Genomic DNA, 22,329 nt, shown 5'->3' with positions numbered 1-22,329 from the left:
AAAACAATTTTTTCCCCCAGCCACGTTTCCTTGTCCGCTTTTAAAACAAAAACCGGGTGGTCACTGCCATCCGACTTCTTATTAGTGATTACTTAAATGCTGCCATCATCCGGTCAAGCAATTCAATGTCCGTCTTACGTGAGTAAATGTCCATGATCTCGTAGATCTGTGGAGCGGAGGTTGAACCAGTGAAGGCCAGGTTCAATGGGAAGTAGAGGTTGCGGCCCTTGATGCCGGTTTCCTTACCAACTTCCTTGATGGCCTGGGCGTAGTCGAGATCGTCGCCACCGTTGACCAGCTTGTCCTTCAGACCCTGCAGAACGGCAACCACGTCAGCGTTGTTGAAATCTTCATTGTCAATCAGCTGGTCGTAGTTGAAGTGTTCATCTAAGACCTTGTAGTAGCTCCAGGCGTGCTCGATTACCTCAAGCAACTTGTTGACGTCGCGCTGGTGAACGTGGATCGTCTTCTTGATGATGTCTCGGCAGTCGTCCTCCGGAATGCTCTGCAGGCGCTTGGCTTCCTCGGTTTCACCCTCCTTGACCAGTTCCATTGTCCGGTCGGTCAGTTCATCGACGGACATGGCCTTGATATATTGGGCGTTCATCCAATCCAGCTTCTTCTGGTCGAAGTAGGCCGGGGCCTTGGACATCCGGTCAGGATCGTAAACCTTGATTAGCTCGTCCTTGGAGTAGATTTCCCGTTCGCCCTTTGGTGACCAGCCCAAAAAGGCGATGAAGTTGAAGATGGCCTCGTGGAGGTAACCATGCCGCTTGTATTCGCTGATGAACTGCAGGGTATCCTTGTCCCGCTTACTCAGCTTCTTCCGGGTCTTCGGGTTGAAGATCAATGGAATGTGGCAGAAAGTAGGATGCTGCCAACCGAGGGCCTCATAGATTGCAATCTGCTTTGGCGTGTTGGAGATGTGGTCAGCACCACGCAGGACATGGGTGATGTCCATGGAGTGGTCGTCGACAACCACGGCAAAGTTGTAGGTTGGCATCCCATCGCTCTTCTCGATGATGAAGTCACCACCAAGGTTGTCAGAGTTGAAGGAAACGTGACCCCGGGCGATGTCGTCCCACTCGTAGTCGTGGTTCTTCGGAAAGTGGAAACGGATCGTTGGCTTCAACCCATTGGCTTCGGCCGCCTGCTGGTCCTCTTCACTCCGGCCGTACCAACGACCGTCGTAGTGTGGAGCCTCTTTGTTGGCCCGCTGGCGTTCCCGCATTTCCTGCAGCTCTTCCTCGGTCGTGTAGTCCTTGTAGGCAATCCCCTTGTCCAACAGTTCTTGAATGTACTTGTGGTAGATTCCCTGGGCGTTCCGTTCGCTCTGCCGGTATGGAGCATACTTCGGGTTCGGCTTGTTTGGACCCTCGTCCCAGTCGATTCCTAACCAGTGCAGGTTCTCCCGCTGGCTGGCTTCACCGTCTTCAACGTTTCGCTTCGTGTCGGTATCCTCGATCCGCAATACCATCGTCCCGTTGAAGTGCCGTGCAAATAAGTAGTTAAACAATGCCGATTGGGCATTCCCAATATGCAAGAAACCGGTTGGACTTGGTGCATACCGAACTCTGACCTTTTGATCCATTTTATCTAAATTCTCCTTTAGTAACTAATTAACAGTAAAAAGCCGCTATTACAACAAGTATAATTGTATCTGAATGTCGCTATTTGTCAATTGACAGCAAGAAAAAGCCCCGCAGCAATTGGGCGAGAACTCAGTTGGCGGTGAGTTTGTTGCCTAATTGTTGCAGATGGACTTTTCGGAATTGTGATATCAGTTGATATGGCTGGTATTAAGGCAACGACAGGAGGTGACGACTAGTACTGCTCCATGTATTGGTGCCGTTCCCAGTCGGAAACGTGCTGGCGGTAGCTATCGTACTCACGGGTCTTGGCCTCCATGAAGCTCTTGTAGAGGTGCTCGCCCATGGAACCCTTGATGACATCGTCGGTTGCCAGGTCCTTCAGCGCATTGTGGAGGGTGTCAGGCAGGTTGACAATCCCCTTCTCTTGGCGTTCAGCCAGGCTCATCTGGTAGATGTTCTCGTCGATGTTGTGAACCGGTGGCAGGTCATTGCGCAACCCGTCCAGGCCGGCCTCCAGCACACTGGCAATGGCCAGGTATGGGTTAGCCGATGGGTCCGCAGACCGCAGTTCCAAGCGGGTCCCCATCCCCCGGTCGTTTGGAATACGCACCAGTGGTGACCGGTTAGAAGTTGACCAGGCAACGTAAACTGGGGCTTCGTAACCGGGAACCAACCGCTTGTAGGAGTTAACGATCGGATCACAGATGGCGGTGAAACTCCGGGCATGCTTCATCAAGCCACCCAGGAAGTGGTAGGCCGTCTGTGAAAGTTGGTCCTTATCGTTTTCGTCGTAGAAGGCGTTCTTGCCATCCTGGCTGAACAGGGACATATTGAGGTGCATCCCTGACCCGTTAATCCCAGACAATGGCTTTGGCATGAAGGTAGCGTGGAGGCCGTAGTTCTTGGCGATCGTCTTGACTACCAGCTTGAAGGTCTGGATGTTGTCAGCCGCCTCCAGGGCGTTGGCGTACTTAAAGTCAACCTCGTGTTGGCCCGGTGCAACCTCGTGGTGGGCCGCCTCAACGTCAAAGCCCATCTTCTCAAGGGCCAAGACGATATCGCGCCGGCAGTCCTCACCGCGATCAGCGGGTTCCATGTCGAAGTAGTTCTCCTGGTCGTTGACCTTGGTGGTTGGGTTACCGTTCTCGTCGAGCTTGAAAAGGAAGAATTCAGGCTCGGGACCGATGTTGAAGTCCTTGAAGCCAAGCTTTTGCATATCCTTGAGCACCCGCTTCAGGTTGTTCCGCGGGTCACCGGAGAACGGGGTACCGTCGGTGTTGTGGACACTGCAGATCACCCGGGCCACCTTACCGTGTTCAGCTCCCCACGGGAAGACCAGCCAAGTCGACATGTCTGGGTAGAGGTACATGTCACTCTCTTCGATCCGGACAAAGCCATCAATGGAGGAACCATCAAACATGATCTTGTTGTCCAGCAGCTTCTCCAACTGACTCACCGGTAGGTCGACGCTCTTGATCGTCCCCAGTAGGTCGGTGAACATTACCCGTAAGAAACGAATGTCCTCATCTTTCACCATTTGACGGACTTCTTCTTTTGTAAGTTCTCGCTTAGCCATTAAATTCATTCCCTTTCAGTAAAAACCAGTTACGCTAATGCCAGTCATAACCGTGGCCTTAATTTTATTAAGCCATCGCCCGTGAAGGTAATCCCCGAACCATCGAGTTTGGCATAGACCAATAATGGATAAATGTTCGTAAAATCAGTCCACAATTACTTTTTCAATACGTTTTTAAGGATACCAATTCCCCCGGGACAAGTCAATTGATATCGAAACTTTAAGGTAATTGAAATCTTTTTGCCGGACAGACTTCACTTAATTAACCACGACTGGACCAATTCATTAATTTGTTCAGGATCATCCCGACCGCTGACCAGGTCGAACCAGTGAACGTCCATCTTATTGCGGAACCAGGTCAGCTGACGCTTAGCGTAGTGGCGGGAATCCTGTTTGACCTTTCGGATCACCGTATCCAGATCACAGTCCCCGGCAAAGTAAGGGTAGAACTCGTGATAACCGATCCCCTTTCCCGCCGGCAGAGTCGCGCCACCATGGTCATAGAGCCAGCGGGCCTCGTTGACTAGGCCGGATTGAACCATCAGGTCGACCCGGTGATTGATCCGGTCGTATAAGACGGGACGATCCGTCGTTAGCCCAATCAACAGGTAGTCGTTGGGACTCGCCTGGTGGGGCTGGTTGGAAAAACGCTGACCGGTCTTCTCAATCACTTCAAGGGCCCGAATCACCCGCCGTAGGTTCCCCGCCTCAATATGCTTCTCTGCTACCGGATCCAGCTCAGCGAGATGGTGGCGGACATAGGCGGCCCCCCGCTCCTCGGCCAGTTGGTGCCAGTGCGCCCTGATTTGGGCCGATTCCTCGTCAAAGTGATCCTGACCCAGGGTGAGGTTGTTAGTCAACGTCTGGAGATAAAAACCGGTCCCACCGACAACCAGGGGGAGGTGCCCCCGACCGGCGATCGCGTCGATCGCAGCGGTGGCCTGCTGCTTAAACATGGCGGCCGAATAGCGCTCGGTAACGTCACAGATATCAATCAGGTGGTGGGGAACCCCAGCCATCTCGTCTTTGGTGATCTTGGCCGTTCCAATGTCGAGCTGGCGGTAAACCTGCATCGAGTCCCCTGAGATCACCTCACCGGCAAAGCGCTTGGCAATCCTAATCGACAGGGCCGTCTTCCCCACCGCCGTCGGGCCCACAATTGCAACTACTTTAGTCATTTTCATTTTCTCCTACAATTCATAAATTATCGCAAATTTTCGTGTAAACCACTGGTAAATCGTTCCTAAGTCAATCATAATAGAATTAAGTTAATAACAAAAGGAGGAACTGTGTTATGAAGCAATTCACGAAGGGCGTTTTCATCGGTGCCGCATCAACCATCGCCGCTTTGGCCAGTGGTGCCATGGCATTCCACAAGAAGGTTATCAAGCCAGTTGAGGAACAAGAAGAGAAGTTTGACGAGAACCGGCGGGCTGCTATCCGCAAGGGTCATTCTGCTCACCAAATCTAGTCGAGCCAATAAAAAAGCAGGAGGTTACGTAACCTCCTGCTTTTTTATTTTAGTACTTGTTCTTCTTGGTCTTGCCGTCCCAGTTGTTGTAACCACCCTTTAAGATGTACAACTTGTGGTAGCCGCGCTTGCCCAGGAATGCGGCCGCCTGGGTACTGATCGCCATCCCCTGGTCGTACATGTAGACGGGCAGGTCCGGACGCAGCTCACCATACTGCTGACGCAGGTATACATATGGCAGGTTGCGGGCTCCAAGGATGTGGCCAGCCTTAAACTCGTTCTCTTGACGCAGGTCAATCACTTGGGCCTTACGCATTCCCTTTTGGAACTCCTCCTGGTCCAAAACGGTGGCGTAGTGATTACGCCGCCAGTATTGGAAGCCCCAGGTCAATAGCCAAGCCAAGAGGAGGATAACAATAACGGTATTGAAGATTAATAATCCTTGACTAACTCCTAAAACCACGATCAATTCGCCTCACTATTACTCGTTGGCAAACTGACGGGCCAGGGAAGCGGCACCGATAACTCCGGCGTCGTTACCCAGTTCAGCCAGCTTCAGTTGGGTTGAGGTCCGGACCGTTGGGAAGGCGTACTTCTCAAAGTTGGCCTCGACCCGCTTGAGCAGGAAGTCCCCGGCTGCAGAGACCCCACCACCGATGACGACGTATTCAGGGTTGAGAACGTTACTCAGGTTAGCACAGGCCAGCCCCAGGTAATGGCAGACCGCGTCAACAACCTCGTTAGCCAGGTAGTCGTTCTCCTTGGCCAGGTCGAAAACAATCTTGGAGGTGATCTCGTCACCGTTGTCGATCATGGCCTTCAGACGGCTGGAACCCTCGTATTCCTCGGCCTTGTCCTGGGCAATGTGAACCACCCCGGTTGCGGAGGCGTATTGTTCCAGGCAGCCGCGGTTACCACAGGTGCAGAGGTAGCCATCTGGTTGGACGATCATATGGCCAACCTCACCACCGGCCCCGACCAGACCGTGAACCAGCTTACCGTTGGCGATGATCCCACCGCCGACACCGGTCCCCAGGGTGATGAAGGCCACGTCGTCACCTTCGTTCCCGGCACCCTTCCAACGTTCACCAAGACCGGCCACGTTGGCATCGTTGTCGAGAGCAAACTTCATCCCGGTACCAGCCTCGATGGCTTCCTTGACATTCTGAGTCGTCTTCCAGTTCAGGTTGTAGGCCCCGACAACGGTTCCCTTGTCCCGGTCGATCGTCCCAGGAGTCCCCATCCCGATGCCGATGAACTGGTCCTTATCCATCTTGTAGAGGTCCAGGTGGTGGTTGATGGACTCAATGATGTCCGGAACGATGTGGGAACCCTCGTCCAGGATGTTGGTCCGAATCGACCACTTCTGTTGAATTTCACCGTTTTCCGTCAAAATTGCAAACTTGATGGTCGTCCCACCAAGATCAACACCAAATAATTTCTTGCTTGCCATAATAATTCCTTTCCTGGGGATTAATACAGTTTCCCCGTTTGCTCTCGTTTCAATTCTTCACGATGTTCCTTGCGCAGGACAATCTTGGCCTTCATGTAGGTCGCCCGGTCAACGACCCCCGACTGGTGGAGGTTATCGAGCTCGATTGCCATCAGCTCGATGTCGTAGAGGCGCTTGCCAACGTAGACAAACACGTTGAACTCCTTGAGCAACTGCTGAACATCATATAACGTCCTAAATTCGTGCGGTACCATTGCCATGAATAATCAGCTCACTTCCCAAATCAGGACCAGGACACCAACCACCAACACGGCGGCACTCAGCCAGCGCTTAGCCACGGTCACCGATCCCAGCTTTGGGGCCCCGACGACATACGCCATCAAAAAGCCGCCCACCAGGCCACCAATGTGCCCCGCCAGGTCGATGCCCGGCACCAGCAGGTCGGTCCCGACGTTTAACAGGACCAGGATGAGAAACTGGCGGCTGAGCTGGCGCAGTGCCAAGTTGTCCCGGAAGGACTCACCCAGCATTAAAAAGGCCCCGAACAGGCCGAAGATGGCTGTACTGACGCCGGCTGCCAGACTCCCCGCCAGCCAGTAGGCACTACAAAGGTTACCGATAATTGCGCTGACAAAGTAGATGACCACCATCCGCCAGTGACCAAACAGCTGCTCAATGTAGAGCCCCAAGAAGTAGAGGGTTAGGCTGTTGATCAGCAAGTGGGTAAAACCAATATGGACAAAGACCGGGGTGACCAGGCGCCACCACTGTCCCGCTTGTAAAAGCGCCGGCACTAGCGCCCCGAAGCGCACCAGTACTGCCGGATTGGTTGAACCGCCAACCAGGCTCATTGCAAGATAGACCAGCACCTGGATGACGACCAGGGTGACGGTGACCGGTGCCAGGGACCAACTACGTGACCGCATCGGCTAACACTCCGCCAGCGTCAATACCTTAGCAACGCGCTGGTCGTACGCATCAGGTTGCCACTCGCCATCCGTGGCCAGCTGGGTTGGTAGCGCCAATGAGATTGTATCCCCATGATACTTACTCAAGTAACGGTCGTAGTAACCGCCGCCGAAGCCAACCCGGAGTCCATCCGTGGTGAAAGCGACCCCGGGTACCACCATCAAGTCAATCTCATCAGGACCATAAACCCGGCCGTCTGCCGGCTCCAAGACCCCAAAGGAGCTCTCCACGAAGTCGGTACTCTCCGTGATCTCGACGAACTCCATCTGCCGCTTCGGCAGGGTCCGGGGAACCACCACCGTCCGCCCCTCATGACGGGCGTGTAGCAGGATCGGGGCCGTGTCGATCTCAAACGACTGGCTGAGGGTCAGGGCAACCACCTTGGCTCGCATCCACTCGGGCTGGTTGAAAAGCATCGAAGTCAGACGTTTCTCCTCGCTAAGACGCGTATTAAGGTCGAGCTGCTGAAGGCGGGCGATGTAGGCCTGCCGCAGCTCATTCTTAGAATACGTCATTATTCTCAAATCTCCCTTTATACAAAATGATAAACGGTTACAAGAATACATTATTACAGGTCGCCCCTCATTTTGCAAGCGTTTTTCAGCCGGCAAGCTGGTTAAAAGCATTTACCATCGTGCTGGATAATAATTCACGTGGACCGCATCCTTGCAAAGAAAAAACCAGCAATTGCAAAAGAGCAATTGACTGGTTTGATAAACTAAGCAGATTACTTAGTTTCGCGGTGTAATGTCACCTTGCGTTCCCGTGGGCAGTACTTGTTTAATTCAAGACGGTCGGGATTGTGACGACGGTTCTTGCTGGTTAAGTAAGTCCGCTCGTGGCATGAAGTGCATTCAAGGGTAATGTTGACACGCATGAGTTATAACCTCCAAACTTTATTTGATCTTAATTGGTTATTTATCGTAACCCTAACTCGTACAACTATATCATTTATTAATTGGTTTGGCTAGTGATTTAGCAAAGTTTGTTAAGGAAATTGCCTTGACAGTCCCGCTATTCACCGTCCGTGAAGCCCTTTGGCGACTGGACCATCTTCCAGTAGGCCTCAAAGATCTGCTTAGCCATGTTGATGTTGGCTCCCCCATTTTCGTTGGTGGAACCCGGAATGGCCAGGGCCACAACCACCTGGGGATCGTTGGACGGTGCGTAACCGGCAAAACTGATCGTGGCGGTCGGGTGCTTCTTGTAGAAGGTTTCGGCAGTCCCGGTCTTCCCGGAGATGGATGGCTTGACCGTCCCCAACGACTTAGCGGTAACGTACGGGCTGGTCCCGTGGGTAACCAGGTAGAGGCCGTGTCTTACCAGGTCGAAGTCGGCCTTGGAAGCTGGAATCGTGGCCTGGACCTGTGGCTGGGTGGTGTACTCAACCTTCCCCAACTGCCCGTTCTTCTTGGTTCCCCGGATGGACTGGACAACGTATGGCCGCATCCGGTAACCCCCGTTGGCGATCGTTGACATGTACTGGGCCAGCTGGATGGTGGTGTAACCATCGTAGTTCCCGTAGGCCAAGTCGAGGGCCGAACCGATGTGCTTCTGATCCGACGGTCCGTTGTACCCGGCCGTCTCACCCGGCAGGTCAATCCCGGTCTTGACCCCAAGACCGAACATGTTGAAGTAACCCCGTTCCTTGGCAAAGATGCTTGGTTTCAGCGTAATCTGGGCATTCGGGCTGTACTTCATGCCCCCCTCCTTCATTGCCAGCTGCATCATGTAGGAGTTGGAGGACACCTCAAGGGCGGTTGGGGCGTCCAGGGACATGTTGGCTGAGCCACCGTGGTTGAACCAAGAACCCTTGGATGAGGTCCCAGCCACCTTGATCGGCTGGTCAACTAAGGTATTGTTGCTTGGCGTGATGACGCCATCCATCAGGGCCCCCATGATCGTGGCCCCCTTGACAACCGACCCCATGGTGATCGGGTGGTTAATCGCCCCGATCTGGTCTGGAGTTTCCTTACCGGTTGTCGGATCCCGGTCGATGCCGGCCATCGCCAGCACCGCTCCGGTATGCGGGTTCATGACCACGGCATAGACACCGGTTGAATAGGCATTCCCCGCCGCCGAGTAGTTGTTCTTAAGGATCTCTTGAACCCGGCTCTGGAACTTAGAGTTAATGTTCAGGACCAGGTTGTCCCCCTTCTTACCAGGATACTTCGTGACTTCCTTAGTAACATCATTACCATTCGTGGTGACCTCGGTCTGGGACTTGGATCCGGCCAACGTGGCCTGGTATTCCTTCTCAAGGTAACTCTGGCCGACGCTATCGTTTCGTGAATAGCCCTGCGAGAGCAAGCTATTAGCCTGATCACTCGGCAACCCGGTCGTGGAAACCGTCCCGGTCAGGCTCTGAACGTCTTTACCCTGCGGATAGTTCCGCGTCCAGGAAGTCCCGATCTTGACCCCCGGCATCTCGTTAAGGTGTTCACCAACGGCCGCCAGTTCTCCGGAGGTCACCCCAGTCTCCTTGATATAGGTAGTCGACAGGGAGTAGGCCCCGCTCATGGCCGCGTAAATCCGGGCATTGTTCTTCTGCTGGCTGGTCAGGCTCCAGGCATCTGGATGACTGTTCAGGTAGTCTAGGGCCTTGTTGTACTTAGCATCCTCACTATCGTTACTACTGGTCTTGACGTGCTTGAGGACGCTGTTCAGCCGCCCCTTGTCCGCCAGGTAGTAGTCCTCCTCATTCCGGTCGGTCAGCCGGGCATTCTTGTTGGTCACCGTTACGTACCGGCCCAACCGGTTGGCGATCTTGTAGAGCTCAGTTGCGGTGACGTTGGAACCCTTGGTATAGGTAATCGCCTGGTGGGTCTGGTTACCAACCATGACCCGGCCCTGGGAATCGTAGATCATCCCCCGCTGGACATTGTTGGTCTGAATCGAGGTGTCGGACCGCTTAACCTCGGCCTTGTATGAGCTTCCGTTCAGCACCTGCAGGTAAAACAGCCGGGCCGTCAGTGCCAACAAGAGAATACCGACAATCCACAGCAGGAGGTTCAGCCGGAACGGGATTACCGACTGGGCACTGCGCTTCTTGCGGTTTTGCGAATTAAATAGGTTCTTTATTCGATCAAAGACTTTCACAGGATCTCAATTCTCCTTCATTGTAGTGACTATTATTCTACCAAATTTTAATACTGGGCGCAGGAATCCCTCCACTACTAACTTAAAAATAATACTCTTTATTTATGAAAAAATGAATACTAAACCACCATGATTTACCTAAATTTAATTCTTGGGAGACGACTTCGCCGACCAGAACGTTATATAATATTCAGCAACAACTATTAAGGGAAGGAACAGTTTTCGTGAATCGCCAGAATTGGAAAAATCAGCACACCGTAATCTTGACCGGGAGCTTCCTGATCCCGGTCGTTTTAATGGGGGCCTACTTCGCCTACCGCCAGATGGCCCCCTTTGGCCCGAGCAGCCTTTTGACCGTCGACCTGGGCCAGCAGTACATTGACTTCTTCGCCTACTTCCGTAACCTGATTCTCCACCATCCAGGCAGTCTCTTTTACTCCTTCAGTAAGGGTCTGGGCGGGGAGATGCTGGGGACCAACGCCTACTACCTCTTTAGTCCCCTCAACCTGCTCTTGCTCTTCTTCCCCGGCAAGTGGCTAACCAGCGGGGTGATGCTCTTGACCCTTACTCGCTTTGGGTTGGCGGGGATGGCAATGGCCTGGCTCCTGCTCAAAACCAAGCTCCAGTCTGGGCCGCGCACCTGGGCCTTCAGCACCGCCTATGCCCTCAACGGCTGGATGATCGCCAACCAGCTCAACATGATCTGGCAAGACGCCCTGATTATCCTGCCCCTAATCGTCTGGGGGTTACTGCGCTTACTTCACCGGGGGCAGCCAGGCACTTATATCGCTTGGCTGGCAGTGATGATGATTGACAACTATTACATGGCCTGGATGATCTGCCTGTTCACCATCCTAGTCGTCGCCTGGCAGTTGCCAACCCTTGCTGGCTGGCGGGCCCGGCTAAAGGCGTGTGGTGCCTACCTAATCAGCTCCCTGGCCAGCGCCGGAATTGCGGCCATCACCCTCCTGCCGACCATTTACGCCCTGACAACCAGCAAGGGAACCTACACCGAGACCATGATCAGCAGTAAGTTTGAGTATCGACCAATCAAGATGCTTGGTAAGCTGGTTCCCGGCTCGTTTGACTTCAACCAGATGCCCAGCGGCCAGCCTAATATTTACGTTGGAATGCTGCTGATTATCGGGACCGGGCTGTACTTCTTCGCCCGAAAAGTCCCGTGGTCCCAGCGACTGGTCGCGGGCCTGATAACCGTCTTCTTCATCCTATCGTTTTGCTATGAACCCCTGGACCTCCTCTGGCACGCCGGACAGTTTCCGGTCTGGTACCCGTACCGGTTCTCGTTTATCTTTGCCTTCTGGTGCGTCCTGCTCGCCGCCCGAGCCCTCCAGCCCGCCTACCAACTCAAGTGGCCCGGGGCCCTGGCCATATTGGTGTTGAGCATCCTGATCTTCTGGGAAACCGGCCGGCTGAAGCTATCCTACCTGTCGACTAGCCAGCGACTCATCGGTCTGGGCTTCGTCGTGGTCTCCCTGGCTGTCCTCCTGATCGCCCGGCATAATTCACCCCGCCTGTATGACTTCCTAATCATCCTCATTGTGGTCTGCGACGTGGGGACCGCCGCCTTCACCAGCCTCAACAAGATTGCCTACGTCTCCCAAGCCGAGTTTGGCAAGTACACCCAACAGCTCGACACCGCTAGTCGCCAGCTGAAACGCCACGACCCGGGCTTCTACCGGGTTGCCAAGACCTTCATGCGGACCAAGGACGACCCGATGCAGGGTGATTTCTTCTCCGCCGATCATTTTGGTTCGACCCTGGAGCCAGCAATTCCGGCCTTCATGGGCGCAATTGGCCAACCAGCCGGCGACGGCTTCGTCAGCTATGACAACGGAACACAGGTCAGTGATGCCCTGCTCGGCTTCAAATACACGATGACCGCCCGCCACCACGGGATTGAAGACAGTAACCAGATCATGCCACTGTCTGGCTACCGGCCGGACTGGGCGCACCTCCCTGAGGTTGGCCGGACCAAGATGACCACCAGCCGCTACAACCCGGCCGCCCTACCGATTGCCTTCGGAGCCAGTTCGAAGATCTTCCAGCTGGGCAAGGCCACCCTGGATCCGCTAAGCTACCAGTCACAGATCTTCCAGGCGCTGGCAGGCCGGCCAATTAACCAGCCATTGTTTAACGTCCAGAACTTCACCTCCGTCCGTTTCGATAACGTCCAGGCCGCCCACCAGATCACGGGAACAACCTTCCGTAAGCAAAACCTCCTCAAGCCGGCCGATATCAAGCTGACGTTTATCCCGCCAACGGATGATTCCTACTACCTCACCCTCGGCCCTGAGGTCAAGGACAACGCTAGCATCAGTATGGATCGACGCGACTTTAACCAGTACAATACTTACCGCGATACCGTGGTGATTAACCTGGCCCACCATCAAAAGGGCAAGCCGGTCACCATCACCTTCCGCCTAAAGAAGACCAGTGTCTGGCTGCAAAACGTCAGTGTCTACCGACTCAACCAGCGGGCCTTTGACGCCAGTCTCAAGACCCTCCACCAGTCACCGCTAAAGATCCAGCACGCGACCCCGACGCGTATCCGAGGGACGGTCAAGATCCACCGGGGGCAATCGACCCTGATGACCACCATCCCCGCGGCTAAGGGCTGGCACGTTAAGGTCGACGGCCACCGGGTCCAGCCACGAACCGTCATCGGTACCTTCATGGCCCTACCGATCACAGCCGGCACCCACCAGGTTGAATTTAACTACCGGCCGCCGTACCTGATCCTCGGCGCGTTGGTCACCGTTATCAGCCTCACCGCAACGATCTACTTCATCCGCCGGCAACGATAAGGAAAAACAGCCATCCGGGAAATTCCCTGGGTGGCTGTTTTGTTTACAGCGGTGTGATTAATGCTCGTGCTGGGAGGCACCGGTCGAGGCGTCCGCCTGGTTGTCGGCGTGGTCGTCTTGATCACTGGTCAGCCCGGCAACGTCTGGTGTTTCGTCTTCATCCTCGTGCTGGAAGTGGAAAACGAGGCCATCGTCATTGGCGTCGACGGTCGTGATCAGACGGGTGAAGAACCACTCATCGACCTCGTTGACGTGGTAGTCGATCCCGTCCTTAACAACCTCCAATACCGGGTCAATCGGGTGGTTATCCTTGGCGAAGGCCTGGGAGAAGCCGTGGTGAACCTCGGTGCGCCCGTAGACCTTGCCGTAGAACTTGATCCCATCGCCCGGCTTCAGGTCCATTTCATCCTTGAACCACTGATTAGCGGCATCGGTAACAATTAACTTCATACTGAAATCCCCTTTACTCGTTTAACTGATTTAATGATAGCACTTTCATGATCTTAACTATACCATCTGACCATAAAAATACCAAGGATTCTGCCTATACAAAAGGCCGCCGGTGCCCGGCTTTACCGAGCGCTGGCGACCTTTTCGCGTACTCTATCTATTCTCGCAGCCTAACAAGCTTACTTGACGTCTAAGATCTTGACCTTCATGGTGCCGTTTGGAATGTCGATGCTGACCTCCTCGCCGATCTTGTGACCGAGCAGGCCCTTGGCCATCGGTGACTCGTTGGAGATCTTACCGTTGATTGGGTCGGATTCGGTTTCACCAACAATCGAGTAAGTCTCCGGTTCTTCATCGGGCAGCTCCTTGATCGTGACTTCCCGGCCCATCGAGACCTCGTCCTTGGCCACGTCCTCGTTGTCGATGATGACTGCGTATTGCAGCATGTTTTCAATCTGGGCGATCTTCCCCTCGACCATGGCCTGTTCATCCTTGGCAGACTCGTATTCGGAGTTCTCGGAAAGGTCCCCGTAGCTCCGGGCAATCTTGATACGCTTGATTACCTCTGGACGACGCTTCATCTTGTAGTCTTCCAGTTCTGCCTCTAATTTTTGCTTCCCCTCGAGGGTCATTGGAAATTCTTTTTCTTCAGCCATCTAAAAATTCACTCCTCATATTTTATCCGGTGGCTACATTACCATTCTGTCGTGGATTTGTAAACTCTATTGTAGGGTGTGACCTCGCTTGACCAGGATGTCACGGACCTTGGTCGTCAAGATATCAATGGCCACCCGGTTCTCACCACCCTCGGGAACGATGATGTCGGCGTAGCGCTTCGTCGGTTCCACGAACTGGTGATACATCGGCTTGACCGTGGCCAGGTACTGGTTGATCACGGAGTCCAGGGTCCGGCCACGCTCAGCCATATCCCGCTTGATCCGGCGAATAATCCGGATATCATCGTCGGTGTCGACATAGACCTTGATGTCCATCAGGTCTCGCAGACGCTCGTCGTCTAGGATCAAGATCCCCTCTAAGATGATGACGTCCTGGGGCTCGACGTGAACCGTCTCGGCGGACCGGGTGTATTGGGTGTAGTCATACACCGGCATCTCGATTGCCTTATTGTTTCGCAGGTCGGCCAGCTGCTCGATCAGTAGGTCGGTATCAAAGGCCAAGGGGTGGTCATAGTTAACCGCCTTCCGCTCAGCCATCGTCATGTCGTCCTGGTCGTTGTAGTAGGTATCCTGGGTAATAATTTGGATGGCCTGGCCGTGCAATTGGTTATAGATCGCCTTGCTGACCGTGGTCTTCCCACTCCCGGATCCCCCGGTAACACCAATGATAATTGGCCGCCGCTGTTCTTTTATACTCATGCTTTGTTTACTGCTCCTCTAATAAAATTAATCTCAAATAGTATATAGCACTCTGCCAGTCACGGCAATCCCCTAACGCCTTTTTGCGGCGCAATTCTGCTGGATGGTCGCTGCCAACTCGGGCACGGTAGCCGAACGCATTAGGCGAAACCGGCCGGCCTTTACTCCATGGGTCTTGTGGGTCTGCAGGTAGTAGTCAAAGACAAACTGACTCCGGACAAGACCATGCTCCTTTAGGATTCTGGCCACCCGGTGGTCGGTCGCCCCGGCTGGAATAACCACCGTCACCCGCCGTTGATCATCACTGTCCACCGCCTTCAGTGAATAGTTGAAGTACTGGTGGATGGCTAAGCCAGTGATCACCAAGATGGCTACCAGGCAGAGGACCAGGCGGTTTTGCCGTTTCAATCGCTTATCATTCATTTTTCGCCTTCTTAAATACAAATAATGTGGGACCCACCGTGTAACGGGGTCTCACATTATTCAACCTTAACGAATTTCAGCGCCTAGGGTGTCCGTCAGGGACTTAGTAACCTTATCGAAGGCCGCGTTGACTTGGTCTTCGGTCAAGGTGTCGTTGTCATCCTGGTAAGTTAGGGTGTAGGCCAAAGACTTCTTACCCTTCGGCAGGTGGAGGCCACTGTAGACATCGAAGAGGTGAACGTCCTTTAAGAAGGCCCCACCACGCTTGTTGATAACGTCCATAACCATCGCGTTGGTGATGTCGTCGTCAACCAGGAGGGCGATATCCCGGGTGATCGATGGGTACTTGCTGATTGGATGGTACTCGTTGGCAACCTTTGGCGCCGCAATCAAGGATTCCAGGTTCAGCTCAAAGACGTAGGTTGCTGGGATCTTGTAGACCTTGGCGGTGCTTGGGTGAACCTGGCCGAGGAAACCGACCAGTTGGCCGTCAAGCAGGATGTTAGCGGTGCGACCGGGGTGCATCTCACGCCGGGACTGGTCAGCCACGTAGGTTACCTTACCTGTCAGGCCCATGTTGTGAAGGTAGCGCTCAACGATTCCCTTGACCTGGAAGAAGTCCACCGGCCGATCCTCTGTGTGCCAGTCATTAGCCAGCATCTGACCGGTGATGGCGCCGGCGAGGTGTTCCTGCTCCTCAGGCCGCTCGCCGCCCTTTGGCAGGAAGACCCGGCCTTCTTCGTAGAGAGCTACGTTGTTGACGTTGCGGGAGACGTTGTAGGCAATGTCAATCAAGAGGCCACTGATGATGCTCATCCGGGTAGCCACGTGGTCGGAACTCATCGGGAAGTCCAGCTTCATTGGTTCAGCAACCGGATCAATCTGGAACTGCTTGGCCTTGTCAACCGTGGTCAGGGAGTAACTGATCGCCTGGGTCAGCCCCATCCCCTCGAGGTCATGGCGACTAGCCCGGATAAAACGTTGCCGCGGGGTTAACCCGCCCCGGTTCCGGGTCATCACCGGCAGGGTCGACGGCAGGTTATCGTAACCGTAAATTCTGGCAATCTCTTCATAGAGGTCGGCGGCTACAAAGATATCCCAACGCCGGGCAGGGACGGTGACTTCGATTTGGTCGTCATCCTTGACGTCAGCGGCAAAGCGCAGGCGGGAGAAGACGTCCTCTACATCCGCCATCTGCAGGTCGGTCCCAAGCACATGGTTGACCTTGGCCAGTGACAGGGTGATCTGCTTATCAGCGGCGGATTTCTCGCTACCGGTGACGATTCCTTTCGTGACCTGGCCACCAGCCAGTTCCTTAATCAGTTCGGCAGCCTCGTTCAGAGCCGTCTCAACAGTAGCCGGGTTGATTCCCCGTTCGAAGCGCATTGAGGACTCGCTGTGCAGGTCTAATCGCCGGGCCTGCTTCCGGACCATGACGGGGTCAAAGATGGCCGCTTCTAAGGCCACCGTGGTCGTCTGATCGCTGACTGCGGTACCTTCGCCGCCCATCGTTCCGGCCAGGGCAACCGGTTGATTGTCTACCGTGACCAGGATGTCGTTAGCCTTAAGAGTCTGTTCATCCCCATCCAGGGTCGTGAACTTCTCGTCCTCCTTGGCGTGGCGAACCCCGAAGTCATGACCAGGTAGGCGGTCGTAGTCGTAGCTGTGCAGTGGCTGACCATACTTCAAGAGGATGTAGTTGGTGACGTCGACCACGTTGTTGACCGGCCGGATCCCAGCGTTCCAGAGACGAATCTGCAGCCAGAGCGGACTATCGGCGATCTTGACCCCCTTGATTACCCGCAACTTGTAGGTTGGAGCAATCTTGTGGTCATCAATCTTGGCACTGACCAGGTCGCCAGTGTTTTCGGTGCCGTTCTCCTCAACCGGCAGTTCCTTGAAATGGGATTGGAGGCCATAGAAGGCAGCGATGTCGTTGACATTGCCGTACATACTTAACATGTCCCCCCGGTTCGGGGTAACATCGGTGTCAATGATCGTGTCGTCCATCCCCAGGTAGCCAAAGACCGGTTCACCCTCTTTGGCATCGTCCGGCAGGAAGTAGAGGCCGGCCGAGTAGTCCTTCGGAGCAATCTTGTCGCTAAAGCCGATTTCCTGGAGGGCACAGAGCATCCCGTTGGATTCGACCCCACGGATCTTCCCCCGCTTGATCTTGACATTGTCAGCAATCCGGGCACCGTTCAGGGCTACGATGACCTTCTTGCCGGTGGTGACGTTTGGCGCCCCACAGACCACCTGGATCGGCTGTTCTTCACCGACATCAACCTGGCAGATGTGAAGGTGGTCGGAGTTCGGGTGGTCTTGCATTGCGACGACCTTACCAACCACAATCTTCTTCAACCCATCAGCTGGCTGGTAGACATCGTTGATATCAACCGACGTCCGAGCAATCTTTTCCGCAAGCTCGCGCGGCGCCACGTCCAGGTCGAGGTATTCCTTTAACCATTGGTATGATACTTTCATCTTACATTATCCTTTCTCGTCGAATTGATTTAAGAAGCGGACATCGTTTTGGTAGAAGTTCCGAATATCGTCGACCCCGTACTTGAGCATAGCGAACCGGTCCGGGCCCAACCCGAAGGCAAAGCCACCGTATTCTTCGGGATCCACGCCGGACATCTTGAGGACGTTGGGGTGGACCATCCCGGCACCGAGGACCTCAATCCAGCCGGTATGCTTGCAGATGGCGCACCCCTTTCCCATGCAGTTGAAGCAGGTGATGTCGGCCTCGACTGATGGCTCCGTGAACGGGAAGTAGCTTGGCCGCAGGCGGACGTCCAGCTTGTCGCCAAAGAGGGCCTGGGCAACCGTCTCCAGGGTTCCCTTCAAATCGGCCATCGTGATGTGCTTACCGACAACCATTCCTTCAATCTGGTTAAACTGGTGACTGTGGGTAGCGTCATCGGTATCACGCCGGTAGACCTTCCCGGGAGAGATCATCTTCAAAGGTCCCTGGCTGAAGTCGTGCTTCTCCAGCATTCGGGCCTGCATCGGCGAGGTCTGGGTCCGCATCAGAACGGACGGGGTGACGTAGAAGGTATCCTGCATGTCACGGGCGGGGTGGTCCTTAGGCAGGTTCAGCTTTTCGAAGTTGTAAACTTCCTGCTCAACCTCGTCACCAACGGCAACTTCATAACCCATGGAGACAAAGAGGTCCACCACCTGATCAATGATCTGTTGGATGACGTGGGGTTGACCCTGGGCCACCGGGCTGCCGGGCAGGGTGACGTCGACCGTCTCGGCCGCCAGTTCCGCATCCAGGGCGGCCTGTTCCAAGGCAGCTCGCTTTTCTTCGATGGCCGTCTTCAGGTCATCACGTACCTGGTTGGCGAATTGCCCCACCTTGGGCCGTTCCTCGACGCTGATATCCCGCATCCCCCGCAGGACATTAGTGATCGGGCCCTTCTTCCCTAGCATCTTGACCCGGATCTCGTTGATCTTCTTGAGGTCTTGTGAGTTTTCAATCTCTTGTAATCCTTGCTGGCGCAGGTCAGCAAGCTTCTCTTTTAATCCCATGCTTTCAACTCCTTTGTACAAATAAAAAAAGCCTCATCCCAATATAGGGACGAAGCTTCGCGGTACCACCCTAGTTTATGGGCAGGTACCCATACACTCTAGTTGATCAATAACGGTGATCGACCGGAATACCATTACATATCGGCTCGGGAAATGAAATTCACTGGGTCAGGCTGGCCGCCGCTTGCAGAATCCTGGTGGCTCTCTGACAGCCCTAAGCAGTTACTAGTTTCCGTCATTGCTTTTAATTATACTAAACATTCTAATGACTCGACCGGAATTGGTCAAGCCCCAATTAGCACCACTTGTCGCTCCACGCGTGAACTTCCTCCATTACTGGTGCCAATTCGCGACCCCGCGTTGTCAATGAATAGTCAACCCGACTGGATCCCGGATAGGTGTTGCGCACGATGATCTGGTCATCCTCCAGTTCCTTCAGTCGTTCACAAAGGACCCGGTCACTGCACTTGCTAACGCTGTTGGCAATGTCCTTGAATCGTAAGGTGTCGCTTCCCAGTAAGACTTCAATAATCAAGCCATTCCACTTCTTACCTAGCATCATGAAGGTCTGCGTGAACTTGGGACACAGCTGACAACCACCATCCGCAACCGGTGTACTAGCTTCGTGTTGCATATGATGTCTCCTTCCTACCAAATAGTCCGCATCCGCCGCTTCTTAATCCGACGTCGAAGCTTGGCCCGCAGCGGGCTACAGAATTCGTGCTCTGCTTCAAAATCATCAACCAATGAAACGATCAGGCTTTCTGGGTACCGAGGCACAGCGAGCGTTGCCCCAAACATGTGCTTTAAGATGATATCCTTCTCCATCTTGTTCAACGGGGTAATCTTCTCCGCGTTCCGCAGGGCAACCCGTGGGTGAATGAAAGCATGCGTCCCCAAGTCAAACTTGGTCGTCCGCCAGTCATAGTAGAACAGGTCGTGGAGCAACCCGGCCCGGGCAACGCTCCGGTAATCTAGGTGGAGTCGTTTAGCAATCTTATAGCTATCGTAAGAAACCGCAATTGAATGCTGTAAACGATTCGAATGGTGGTGCTGGGTATAGTTAGCCAACTTTTTAACAGCGGGCTGGGCCAGCAGGTCAGAAACAATTGAAACGTATTCTTGATCGTTGCGCCACTCATTCATTGATTTCATGTAATACCCCTTTTCTATTGGTTAACATCATCATACATGATGGTCGGCCAAAAATAAATCATTTTGTCTTATCAAAAGTAAGCGGACTCATTGATTTAGCTGGAACATGAGGATCCCCGCAGAAATGGCCACGTTCAGCGACTCGGCCTCCCCCCGCATCGGGATGTAGAGGTTATCACTGGTAGCGGTGAGCAATTCCTGGCTCATCCCCTGGCCCTCATTACCCATGATCAGGGCAAAGGTCTTCCCCGGATGAACGTCCCGGAAGTTCTTCGCCTGGGGATTCAGTTGGGTACCGTACACCGGCGCCCCATTTTCCTTGAAATCAGCGATCCATTTGGTAAGGTCACCCTCAAAGAGCTGGAGGTGAAACTGGCTTCCCTGCATGGAGCGTACGACCTTGGGGCCGAACAGGTCGGCGGAACGATGCCCAACGACAACGCCGGTGAAGCCCGCGGCGTCCGCCGTCCGGACCATGGTACCGACGTTTCCCGGATCCTGAACCCGGTCCAAGAATAACCAGGCCCCGGTCAAGGGCTGCGTTGGTTCCCGGTGGGCATCTGGCAGGTCAACGACGGCCGCAATCCCCTGTGGGGTAACGGTGTCCGTGATGTGCTTCATGATCTCAGGGGTCACCGCATAGACCGCTTTTGCATCGTCGAAGAGCTCGCGGTGTTCATCCAACTGATCAGCCGTCCCGATCAGCTGGTGGATTGCCACCCCGGCATGAACGGCCTCGTTGACCAGGTGCCAACCATCCAATAGATAGTAGCCGGTCTGCTTGCGAAACTTCTTGGTGGAAAGCTTCTTCCAGTCCTTAACGTGTTGATTGTGAATTGATGTTAATTCTTCCATAAGTTAAACTACCCTTTCTCTTATGATAATTATACCATGTAATGGGTGTACAATACCCTTAACTAACCAGCGACTTTTATAAGTTTCCATTAAGGGGGGGTGACCACAATGGTTAACGTTCAACTCACCATCACCGGGCACGTCCAGGGGGTCGGCTTTCGCTGGGGGACGCTTAAATTAGCCCAGGAGCTTGGCATCACCGGCTTTGTCCGCAACCAGGCTGACGGGACGGTCTATGTTGAGGCCCAGGGCTCGGACAAGGTAGTGGCGGCCTTTATCCGGCGGCTGGCGGCCGGTCCCACCCCGTATGCCATCGTCGATCGAATTAGGCAGACGGCTGCTCCCCTCGCTGACTATGACGACCGCTTCACCGTCCGGCCCTAATTATCAGCAGGTGGTAGCGTTTCGGCTCGTTTTAGAGTAAGATATGTACTGTTTACCCATTCAAATGAATTAAAATTTAATATTAAGGAGAATTTGATACCGTATGAAACATAAACGCCTTACAGTTGTTGGTCTGATGACCACAATGCTCCTACTGCTCAGTGGCTGTGTCCGTACCACCAAGAGCGGCCGCCCCTACGGCTTCGTCTACGACTACATGGCCAAGCCGATGCAGCACCTGATGGAATGGCTGGCCAGCCACCTTGGCAACAACTACGGCTGGGCGATCATCGTGATCGTGGTGATCGTCCGGACAATCCTGCTGCCGGTGATGTTCTCACAGATGAAGAAGTCCACCATCACCCAGGAGAAGATGGCCCGCGTCCAGCCCCTGATCAAGGAGCTGTCCGCCAAGCAGAAGGCCGCCAAGACCCCTGAGGAACAGGCCGCGGTCAGCCAGCAGATGATGGCCCTCTACCGGGACAACAACATCAGCCTGACCGGGGGGGTCGGCTGCCTGCCGCTCTTGATCCAACTGCCAGTCTTCGCCGCCCTCTATGCTGCCATCCGCTACTCCCCGGACCTCTACCACGCCACCTTCTTCGGGGTCGCCCTAGGGAAGCCGAGCTTCATCTTCGCCGTCCTGTCCTTCATCGCCTACGCCATCCAGAGCTACCTTGGCCTGGTCGGGGTACCCGAAGAGCAAAAGAAGCAGATGAAGATGGCAATCTGGATGAGTCCATTCATGACCTTCTTCATCTCCCTGACCTCCTCGGCCGGGTTGGGGCTCTACTTCTTCATCGGTGGGCTCTTCGCCATCCTGCAGACCCTGATGGTCAACGCCTACCGGCCACGAATCCGTAAGCAGATCGCCGAAGAGGCCAAGAAGCACCCGGTCAAGATGCCAGCGGCCCCGACGACTAAGTCCAGCACTGACACCAGTACGGCCAACGCAATCGACCAGCTTAAGAAGCCAAACCCGGCTAAGCAAATGGCCCAACACAACCGCCAGCGTAACGCCGGCAAGCAACAGCATCACAAGTCAAACAAGTAATCTGTCAAGGAGGCTGGGGAATAAGCTTCTCGGCGCCCTGTACGGCTAGCCTAGAACGGAGATTGACGCTGGAGGCGTCGGCCTTCGTTCGTAGTCAAATAGACTTGCTA

The 22,329-nt window shown here is 54.3% G+C and carries 23 protein-coding genes; 4 read left to right on the top strand and 19 right to left on the bottom strand.

The features are described 5' to 3' along the window. Positions 1-88: 88 nt before the first annotated feature. The 3 genes from gltX to miaA all read right to left on the bottom strand — a co-directional run bounded on the left by gltX (position 89) and on the right by miaA (position 4,346). Entirely contained in the window at positions 89-1,591 is a 1,503-nt protein-coding gene (gene gltX, locus FD34_RS03395) for a glutamate--tRNA ligase (RefSeq protein ID WP_057806798.1), read from the bottom strand. 233 nt (positions 1,592-1,824) lie between these two features. After that, entirely contained in the window at positions 1,825-3,168 is a 1,344-nt protein-coding gene (glnA, locus tag FD34_RS03390; RefSeq protein ID WP_057806796.1) for a type I glutamate--ammonia ligase, read from the bottom strand. A gap of 254 nt (positions 3,169-3,422) precedes the next feature. Then, a complete protein-coding gene (gene miaA / locus FD34_RS03385; protein ID WP_057806794.1) occupies positions 3,423-4,346 on the bottom strand; it encodes a tRNA (adenosine(37)-N6)-dimethylallyltransferase MiaA in 924 nt (307 codons plus the stop codon). 116 nt (positions 4,347-4,462) lie between these two features. Here miaA and FD34_RS08360 point away from each other — a divergent pair, with 116 nt between their 5' ends. Beyond that, positions 4,463-4,639, top strand: coding sequence for a DUF3042 family protein (locus FD34_RS08360; RefSeq protein ID WP_083479833.1), 177 nt, complete (start codon positions 4,463-4,465; stop codon positions 4,637-4,639). 49 nt (positions 4,640-4,688) lie between these two features. Here FD34_RS08360 and FD34_RS03380 read toward each other — a convergent pair whose 3' ends face one another. The 7 genes from FD34_RS03380 to FD34_RS03355 form a co-directional block, all read right to left on the bottom strand. After that, positions 4,689-5,108 (bottom strand): rhodanese-like domain-containing protein, encoded by a 420-nt coding sequence (locus FD34_RS03380; protein WP_191980196.1) that lies wholly within the window; start codon positions 5,106-5,108, stop codon positions 4,689-4,691. 12 nt (positions 5,109-5,120) lie between these two features. Beyond that, positions 5,121-6,092: an ROK family glucokinase gene (locus FD34_RS03375; protein ID WP_057806790.1), complete on the bottom strand. Its 972-nt coding sequence runs from the start codon at positions 6,090-6,092 to the stop codon at positions 5,121-5,123. Between the two features lie 20 nt (positions 6,093-6,112). Continuing rightward, positions 6,113-6,352 carry a YqgQ family protein gene (locus FD34_RS03370; protein WP_057806789.1) on the bottom strand — a complete coding sequence of 80 codons (240 nt, stop codon included), beginning with the start codon at positions 6,350-6,352 and terminating at the stop codon, positions 6,113-6,115. A gap of 6 nt (positions 6,353-6,358) precedes the next feature. Beyond that, positions 6,359-7,018, bottom strand: a complete 660-nt coding sequence (locus tag FD34_RS03365; protein WP_057806786.1) for a rhomboid family intramembrane serine protease — start codon at positions 7,016-7,018, stop codon at positions 6,359-6,361. Positions 7,019-7,021: 3 nt separating this feature from the next. Beyond that, a complete protein-coding gene (locus FD34_RS03360) occupies positions 7,022-7,576 on the bottom strand; it encodes a 5-formyltetrahydrofolate cyclo-ligase (RefSeq protein ID WP_057806784.1) in 555 nt (184 codons plus the stop codon). Between the two features lie 212 nt (positions 7,577-7,788). Then, a complete protein-coding gene (gene rpmG, locus FD34_RS08355; protein ID WP_047768829.1) occupies positions 7,789-7,938 on the bottom strand; it encodes a 50S ribosomal protein L33 in 150 nt (49 codons plus the stop codon). Positions 7,939-8,075: 137 nt separating this feature from the next. Further along, on the bottom strand, positions 8,076-10,160 hold the full coding sequence (locus FD34_RS03355) for a peptidoglycan D,D-transpeptidase FtsI family protein (protein ID WP_057806782.1): 2,085 nt from the start codon (positions 10,158-10,160) through the stop codon (positions 8,076-8,078). Positions 10,161-10,384: 224 nt separating this feature from the next. On the opposite strand from FD34_RS03355, the gene FD34_RS03350 reads away from it, so the two are divergent. Next, entirely contained in the window at positions 10,385-12,985 is a 2,601-nt protein-coding gene (locus FD34_RS03350; protein WP_057806780.1) for a YfhO family protein, read from the top strand. Positions 12,986-13,042: 57 nt separating this feature from the next. Here the strand turns inward: FD34_RS03350 and FD34_RS03345 are convergent, their stop codons facing one another. The 9 genes from FD34_RS03345 to FD34_RS03305 form a co-directional block, all read right to left on the bottom strand. Continuing rightward, positions 13,043-13,435, bottom strand: coding sequence for a HesB/YadR/YfhF family protein (locus FD34_RS03345; protein ID WP_057806778.1), 393 nt, complete (start codon positions 13,433-13,435; stop codon positions 13,043-13,045). 179 nt (positions 13,436-13,614) lie between these two features. Beyond that, entirely contained in the window at positions 13,615-14,091 is a 477-nt protein-coding gene (greA, locus tag FD34_RS03340; protein WP_057806776.1) for a transcription elongation factor GreA, read from the bottom strand. A 66-nt stretch (positions 14,092-14,157) separates the two neighbouring features. Beyond that, on the bottom strand, positions 14,158-14,811 hold the full coding sequence (udk, locus tag FD34_RS03335; protein ID WP_057806774.1) for a uridine kinase: 654 nt from the start codon (positions 14,809-14,811) through the stop codon (positions 14,158-14,160). A 72-nt stretch (positions 14,812-14,883) separates the two neighbouring features. Then, positions 14,884-15,234 (bottom strand): endolytic transglycosylase MltG, encoded by a 351-nt coding sequence (locus tag FD34_RS03330; protein WP_057806771.1) that lies wholly within the window; start codon positions 15,232-15,234, stop codon positions 14,884-14,886. 66 nt (positions 15,235-15,300) lie between these two features. Beyond that, positions 15,301-17,718 carry a phenylalanine--tRNA ligase subunit beta gene (gene pheT, locus FD34_RS03325; RefSeq protein WP_057806769.1) on the bottom strand — a complete coding sequence of 806 codons (2,418 nt, stop codon included), beginning with the start codon at positions 17,716-17,718 and terminating at the stop codon, positions 15,301-15,303. Positions 17,719-17,724: 6 nt separating this feature from the next. Continuing rightward, complete coding sequence (pheS, locus tag FD34_RS03320; protein ID WP_057806768.1) at positions 17,725-18,771, bottom strand: phenylalanine--tRNA ligase subunit alpha; 1,047 nt, start codon at positions 18,769-18,771, stop codon at positions 17,725-17,727. A 295-nt stretch (positions 18,772-19,066) separates the two neighbouring features. Further along, positions 19,067-19,405 (bottom strand): winged helix-turn-helix transcriptional regulator, encoded by a 339-nt coding sequence (locus tag FD34_RS03315; RefSeq protein WP_057806766.1) that lies wholly within the window; start codon positions 19,403-19,405, stop codon positions 19,067-19,069. A 14-nt stretch (positions 19,406-19,419) separates the two neighbouring features. Further along, on the bottom strand, positions 19,420-19,926 hold the full coding sequence (locus FD34_RS03310; RefSeq protein ID WP_057806764.1) for an HD domain-containing protein: 507 nt from the start codon (positions 19,924-19,926) through the stop codon (positions 19,420-19,422). Between the two features lie 87 nt (positions 19,927-20,013). Next, positions 20,014-20,781: a TrmH family RNA methyltransferase gene (locus FD34_RS03305; protein ID WP_057806763.1), complete on the bottom strand. Its 768-nt coding sequence runs from the start codon at positions 20,779-20,781 to the stop codon at positions 20,014-20,016. 108 nt (positions 20,782-20,889) lie between these two features. Here FD34_RS03305 and FD34_RS03300 point away from each other — a divergent pair, with 108 nt between their 5' ends. Beyond that, positions 20,890-21,165, top strand: a complete 276-nt coding sequence (locus FD34_RS03300) for an acylphosphatase (protein WP_057806760.1) — start codon at positions 20,890-20,892, stop codon at positions 21,163-21,165. A 103-nt stretch (positions 21,166-21,268) separates the two neighbouring features. After that, positions 21,269-22,219, top strand: coding sequence for a membrane protein insertase YidC (yidC, locus tag FD34_RS03295; protein WP_057806759.1), 951 nt, complete (start codon positions 21,269-21,271; stop codon positions 22,217-22,219). Positions 22,220-22,329 lie beyond the last annotated feature (110 nt).

This window comes from Limosilactobacillus pontis DSM 8475 (genome assembly GCF_001435345.1).
In the GTDB taxonomy this organism is placed as follows: Bacteria; Bacillota; Bacilli; order Lactobacillales; family Lactobacillaceae; genus Limosilactobacillus; species Limosilactobacillus pontis.
The sequence above is the reverse complement of the archived record's forward strand: the minus strand, read 5'-3'. Positions and strand labels throughout refer to the sequence as shown.